Origin of the sequence: Streptomyces sp. NRRL F-2580 (assembly GCF_000720115.1) — a bacterium.
In the GTDB taxonomy this organism is placed as follows: Bacteria; Actinomycetota; Actinomycetes; order Streptomycetales; family Streptomycetaceae; genus Streptomyces.
In genome coordinates this window covers 24,725-31,218 of sequence record NZ_JOIR01000054.1, presented here as the reverse complement: position 1 = coordinate 31,218, position 6,494 = coordinate 24,725, and the positions used below count along the sequence as shown (strand labels likewise).

The window sequence follows — 6,494 nt, the reverse complement described above, 5'->3', positions numbered from 1 at the left end:
CGCCCTCACCCGCGCCTACGTCGAACAAGACCTCCACGAAATCTACGAAGGCGAAGTCCGCTACGCCCGCGACGCCTTCGAAGGCCTGCGCCTCATGGACGCCCTCATCGCCGTCAAGCGCGGCGTCCCCGGCGCCACCCTCCCCGAGCTGAAGCAGCGCCGCGTCGCCAAGCGCGACACGCCCGCCCTCCAGGTGGAGGAGCCCGAGGAGCCGGGCGGCCGCTCCGACGTCGCCGTCGACAACCCGGTCCCCGCCCCGCCGTTCTGGGGCACCCGCGTCGTCAAGGGCATCCCGCTCAAGGACTACGCCTCCTGGCTCGACGAGGGCGCCCTCTTCAAGGGCCAGTGGGGCCTCAAGCAGGCCCGCGCGGGCGGGGCCACGTACGAGGAGCTCGTCGAGAGCGAGGGCCGCCCGCGGCTGCGCGGTCTCCTGGACAAGCTGCACACCGAGAACCTCCTCGAGGCCGCGGTCGTCTACGGCTACTTCCCCTGCGTGTCCAAGGGCGAGGACCTGATCATCCTCGACGACGACGGCAACGAGCGGACCCGCTTCACCTTCCCCCGCCAGCGCCGCGGCCGCCGGCTGTGCCTCGCCGACTTCTTCCGCCCGGAGGAGTCCGGCGAGACCGACGTCGTCGGCCTCCAGGTGGTCACCGTCGGCTCGAAGATCGGCGAGGCCACGGCCAAGCTCTTCGAGTCCGACTCCTACCGCGAGTACCTGGAGCTGCACGGCCTCTCCGTGCAGCTCGCCGAGGCCATGGCCGAGTACTGGCACGCCCGCGTCCGCGCCGAGCTCGGCTTCGGCGGCGAGGACCCGGCCAAGGTCGAGGACATGTTCGACCTCAAGTACCGCGGCGCCCGCTTCTCGCTCGGCTACGGCGCCTGCCCCGACCTGGAGGACCGCGCCAAGATCGCCGACCTCCTGCAGCCGGAGCGGATCGGCGTCCACCTGTCCGAGGAGTTCCAGCTCCACCCCGAGCAGTCCACGGACGCGATCGTGATTCACCACCCCGAAGCGAAGTATTTCAACGCACGCTGAGGTCAACCGACGTACACTTGTCGGTCCCATACAGGCCGGTCGCCTGTTCCCAGGGGAATGCCCCGCGGGAAGAGGTGACCGGCCTTCTCGTCCCTTCCGAGAGGTACGCGCATGACGAGCACCATTCCCGCCCCCGTCGCCCGTACGGCCGACGGTTCGGCCCTGCAGGCGGTGCTGCTCGACATGGACGGCACCCTGGTCGACACCGAGGGCTTCTGGTGGGAGATCGAGGCGGAGATCTTCCAGGAGCTCGGCCACCGGCTCGAGGAGTCCTGGCGGGACGTGGTCGTCGGCGGCCCGATGAGCCGCAGCGCGACCTTCCTGATCGAGGCGACCGGCGCCGCCATCGGCCTCGCCGAGCTGAGCGTCCTGCTCAACGAGCGCTTCGAGGCCCGCATCGCCGACCGGGTGCCGCTGATGCCCGGTGCCGAGCGGCTGCTCGCCGAGCTGGCCCGGCACAACGTGCCCACCGCCCTCGTCTCCGCCTCGCACCGCCGGGTCATCGACCGGGTCCTGCTCACCCTGGGCCGCGACCGCTTCACGATGACGGTCGCCGGGGACGAGGTCGCCCGTACCAAGCCGCACCCCGACCCGTACCTGCTCGCGGCGCGGACGCTGGGCGCCCACCCGTCGCGCTGCGCGGTCATCGAGGACACCAGCACCGGGGTGGCGGCCGCCGAGGCCGCCGGCTGCCGAGTCGTGGCGATCCCCTCGGTGGGCGTGATCGAACCGGCTCCGGGGCGTACGGTCGTGCGTTCGCTGGAGGACGTGGACCTCGCGTTCCTGCGCTCCCTCATCGCGTCGATGAACTGAGCGGCTGAACTTAGCGCGTGAACGGAGCGGGTACCCGCCCCTCCCCGCGACACCGCGCTTGTTACCCACGGCAACATCGGCACGCACGGCCGTGCGCCGATACGGACCGGCACGCCGTGAGCACGCTCCGTTCCGAACGGAACGCCTGTGGGATCGAGGTCCAGCGGAAGGATCTTCCGTCGCAAGCCCCGGAGGCTGAAATTCCATCCTCCCCCGGATGGTTGCTCAGAGTGAGCTTGGTCACCCGCCAAACCCCTCATGGGCCTGTCCGAGGGTCCCTGCGCCTTCCCTTGTGTCCGGATTGATCAGTCCCTGACCGAATCTGCGCACCCCTGCGCATGAACAGGCAGTTCGCTCCCATCACGGTGCGATTACACCCCAAGTCCGGCCAGTTCCAGCCATCCCGTCCCGGGCCACTAGTGTCAGCGCGGGCACTACGCCGCACCTCTGCCGTCCCGGACGCACACCCCTGTGCCGGGGCCGCGTGGACCGATCGTCACTACACCGGCCCGATCGTTCCGCCCTGAACGGGCGACCGCCGCGAAGTGCCCTTTACGCCGCTTTGAGCAAGTGCCGGTTACAGGGAGTACTTCCAGCATGAACCGCAAGACCTTGGTGCTGACGGCCGCGGCCGGACTGCTCACCCCCGTGCTCGCCGCATGCGGCAGCGCGAGCGGCGGAGGAGCAGGATCCGGAGCGATCGTCGTCGGCACCACCGACCGGTTCGAGGCCGCAGACTTCGCTCCCGCCCCCTTCGACCCGGCCTACGCCTACGACGCCGGCGCCTGGAACGTCCTGCGCCAGACCGTCCAGACGCTGATGCACACCCCGCGCGGCGGCGGCCAGCCCGTCCCCGAAGCGGCCTCCTCCTGCCGCTTCACCGACGCCGGCAACGAGAGCTACCGCTGCACCCTGCGCCCCGGGCTGAAGTTCGCCGACGGCGAGCCGCTCACCGCCAAGGACGTCAAGTTCTCCATCGACCGCGTCCTCGCCATCAAGGACGAGAACGGCCCGTCCTCGCTGCTCTCCACCCTCGACAACGTCGAGGTCAAGGGCGCCGACGCCGTCGTCTTCCACCTGAAGACCCCGGACGCGACCTTCCCGTTCAAGCTCTCCACCCCCGCCGCCGGCATCGTCAGCGAGAAGAACTACGACGCCAAGAAGCTCCGCGAGGGCTTCGCCGTGGACGGCTCCGGCCCGTACACGATGAAGGCCGAGGTCAAGGGCAACCAGCTGGTCCGCGCCGTCTTCACCAAGAACCCGCACTACAAGGGCGACCTCAAGCTGCAGAACGACAAGGTCGAACTGCGCACGTTCCCCGACTCCCCGGCCATGGGCAAGGCGCTCACCGACGGGAAGATCCACATGGTCTCCCGCACCCTGTCGCCCGCCCAGATCACCCAGTTCTCCGCGCAGCCGCCCAAGGGCGTCAAGCTCGTCCCGATGCCCGGCCTGGAGATCCGCTACATCGGCTTCAACACCGAGGCGCCCGTCGTCAAGGACAAGGCCGTACGCCAGGCGCTCGCCGCCTCCGTCGACCGCGGCGCACTGATCTCCAAGGTCTACGGCAAGTCCGCGCAGCCGCTCTACTCGCTGGTCCCCACCACCGTGACCGGCCACGTCAACTCCTTCTACAACAAGTACGGCGAGGCCAACACGGCCAAAGCCGCCGCGCTGCTGAAGGAAGCCGGGATCAAGACCCCGGTCAAGCTGACGCTGCACTACACCAACGACCACTACGGCGACGGCACGGCCGCCGAGTTCGAGGCCCTCAAGGCCCAGCTCAACTCCACCCAGCTCTTCGACATCACCGTCCAGGGCAGCGAGTGGGCCGACTTCCGCCCCGCGCAGAAGAAGGGCGACCACGCCGCCTACGGGCTCGGCTGGTTCCCCGACTACGCGGACGCCGACAACTTCCTCGCCCCGTTCCTGGAGCAGGACAACTTCCTGGGCACGCCGTACGCCAACAACACGGTGCGCACCAGGCTCATCCCCGAATCGCGGCGCGCGGCCGACCGAGGCGTCGCCGTCCCCGCGTTCACGGAGATACAGGACATCGTCGCCGAGGACGTGCCCGTCCTGCCCCTGTGGCAGGGCAAGCAGTACGTCGCCGCACGCGACGGGATCACCGGAGTGGAGTGGTCGGTCAACGCCATCTCCGACCTCCAGCTGTGGGAGCTCGGCCGCGGCGTAAGCGGCTGAGCAAGGCAACGACCGGCAGCGGGTGTCGCGAGCCGGGCAACGAAACAGTTCGACTGTGAAGGACGTTCGCGTGAATCGACGTAACCAGTGGCTGGCGGCCCCGCTCGGCGCAGCCACCGCCGCCGCGCTGCTCAGCGGTTGCGGTTCGACCGATGGCTCCAATGCCGGCAGCGGCAAGGGCGTGGTCATGGGCATATCCGACAAGGTGAAGTCCACCGACCCCGCCTCCGGCTACGACCCGGGCTCCTGGCTGCTCTTCAACAACGTCTTCCAGTCGCTGCTGAGCTTCCCCAAGGGCGGCACCACCCCCGAGCCCGACGCCGCGCAGTCCTGCGCCTTCGAGGGCGGCGACAGCAAGCTCTACAAGTGCACCCTGCGCGAGGGCCTGAAGTTCAGCAACGGCCACAGCCTCACCGCGAAGGACGTCAAGTTCTCCTTCGAGCGCACACTGAAGATCAATGACGAGAACGGCCCGGCCGTGATGCTCTCGTCGATCGCCGGCATCGACGCCCCCGACGACAAGACCGTCGTCTTCCGCCTCAAGACCTCCGACGCGACCTTCCCGAGCAAGATCGCCTCCGGTGCGGGCTCCATCGTCGACCACAGCGAGTACCCGGCGGACAAGCTGCGTACGGACAACAAGGCGATCGGCTCCGGCGTCTACAAGCTCGACTCGTTCAGCGAGAAGAGCGCCACCTTCTCCGTCAACGAGTCCTACACCGGCAAGGCCAAGGCCAAGAACACCGGCGTCACGCTGAAGTTCTTCAACGGCGACCAGAGCGGCCTCAAGAAGGTCCTGGAGAGCGGCGACGTGGACTTCGCGTTCCGCGGCCTCGCCGCCAAGGACATCGCCGCCCTCGCCTCGACCAAGACCGGCGACAACAAGGTCGACGTCGTCCAGGGCACCGGCGCCGAGGTCGAGCACATGGTCTTCAACGTCAACGACCCCGTCGTCGGCAAGCTGCCCGTCCGCAAGGCCATCGCCTACCTCGTGGACCGCGAGGCCCTCGTCCGGGACGTATACGCGGGCACCGCCACCGCGCTCTACTCCATCGTCCCCACCGGCATCGCCGGACACACCACCCCGTTCTTCGACCGCTACGGCGGCACCCCGCAGCCCGAGAAGGCCAAGGCCGTACTCAAGGCCGCCGGCATCAACGGCAAGGTCAAGCTCACCCTGTACTCCACCCCGTCCCGCTACGGCCCCTCCACGGACCAGCAGTTCGAGGTCATCGCCAAGCAGCTCAACGAGAGCGGCCTGTTCGACGCCGACGTCAAGTCCGTCGAGTTCGAGCAGTACGAGAAGGACATCCAGGACGGCAAGTACGGCATCTACGTGAAGGGCTGGGTCCCCGACTACCCGGACGCCGACAACTTCACGCAGCCGTTCTTCGGCCCGGACAACGTCCTGCACAACAACTACGACAACAAGGAGATCACCGGGACGATCATCCCGTCGACCTCCGCGAAGTCCGACCGCACCGCGGCCAACACCGACTACAACCGACTCCAGGACATCGTCGCCGACGAGCTCCCGATCCTCCCGCTCTGGCAGGGCAAGCAGTACGCCGTCACCCGCCAGAACGTGAACGGCCTCCAGTGGTCCCTCGACGCCTCGACCGTCTTCCGCTTCTGGGAGATCAGCAAGGGCTGACCCGACCGGGCCACGCACAACGGGCCGGCAGCCGCACCACGCGGCTGCCGGCCCGTTCCGCTTCCCCGCGGCCCCTACTGCGCGCCGGGACGCACCAGACCGCTCTCGTACGCGTACACGGCCGCCTGCACCCGGTCACGCAGCCCCAGCTTCGTCAGCACGTGCCCCACATGCGTCTTGACCGTCGTCTCGCTCACGAACAGGTCCGCCGCGATCTCCGCGTTCGACAGTCCCCGGGCCACCAGCTTCAGCACCTCGACCTCGCGCTCGGTCAGCGTCCCCAGCGTGTCCGGGACGCTCTCCTCACCCGACGGCAGATGCCCCGCGTACTTGTCCAGCAGCCGCCGCGTGATGCTCGGCGCGAGCATCGCCTCACCGCCCGCCACCACCCGGATCGCCTGCACCAGCTCCGCCGCCGGCGCGTCCTTCAGCAGGAACCCGCTCGCCCCCGCCCGCAGCGCCTCCACCACGTACTCGTCCAGATCGAACGTGGTCAGCACCAGCACCTTCGCCGGACCGTCCCGGCCCGGGCCGGTGATCTGCCGGGTCGCCTCCACCCCGTCCATCCGCGGCATCCGGATGTCCATCAGCACCACGTCGGGCTGCAACGCCCGCACCTGGTCCAGCGCCTGCAGACCGTCCCCGGCCTCACCGACCACCGCGAGGTCCTCCTCGGCCTCCAGGATCATCCGGAAGCCGGTGCGCAGAAGTGGCTGGTCGTCGACCAGCAGGACGCGGATGGCCACGGGGTCTACCTCGTATTCGTCGGGCGGCTACGGCGGGCCC

Annotated in this window: 5 protein-coding genes; 4 read left to right on the top strand and 1 reads right to left on the bottom strand. The window is 68.9% G+C overall.

All coding sequences use genetic code 11. The features are described from left to right. From IF88_RS0136485 to IF88_RS0136470, 4 genes are all read left to right on the top strand, one after another. Nucleotides 1-1,039: vitamin B12 dependent-methionine synthase activation domain-containing protein (locus tag IF88_RS0136485; RefSeq protein ID WP_030722871.1), on the top strand; the 1,039-nt coding region annotated here is incomplete at its 5' end. A gap of 111 nt (nucleotides 1,040-1,150) precedes the next feature. Continuing rightward, nucleotides 1,151-1,852: an HAD family hydrolase gene (locus IF88_RS0136480; RefSeq protein ID WP_030722868.1), complete on the top strand. Its 702-nt coding sequence runs from the start codon at nucleotides 1,151-1,153 to the stop codon at nucleotides 1,850-1,852. 597 nt (nucleotides 1,853-2,449) lie between these two features. Next, entirely contained in the window at nucleotides 2,450-4,054 is a 1,605-nt protein-coding gene (locus tag IF88_RS0136475) for an ABC transporter substrate-binding protein (RefSeq protein ID WP_030722865.1), read from the top strand. 70 nt (nucleotides 4,055-4,124) lie between these two features. Next, nucleotides 4,125-5,708: an ABC transporter substrate-binding protein gene (locus tag IF88_RS0136470; RefSeq protein ID WP_030722861.1), complete on the top strand. Its 1,584-nt coding sequence runs from the start codon at nucleotides 4,125-4,127 to the stop codon at nucleotides 5,706-5,708. Nucleotides 5,709-5,782: 74 nt separating this feature from the next. Here IF88_RS0136470 and IF88_RS0136465 read toward each other — a convergent pair whose 3' ends face one another. Further along, nucleotides 5,783-6,454: a response regulator gene (locus IF88_RS0136465; RefSeq protein ID WP_030722859.1), complete on the bottom strand. Its 672-nt coding sequence runs from the start codon at nucleotides 6,452-6,454 to the stop codon at nucleotides 5,783-5,785. Nucleotides 6,455-6,494 lie beyond the last annotated feature (40 nt).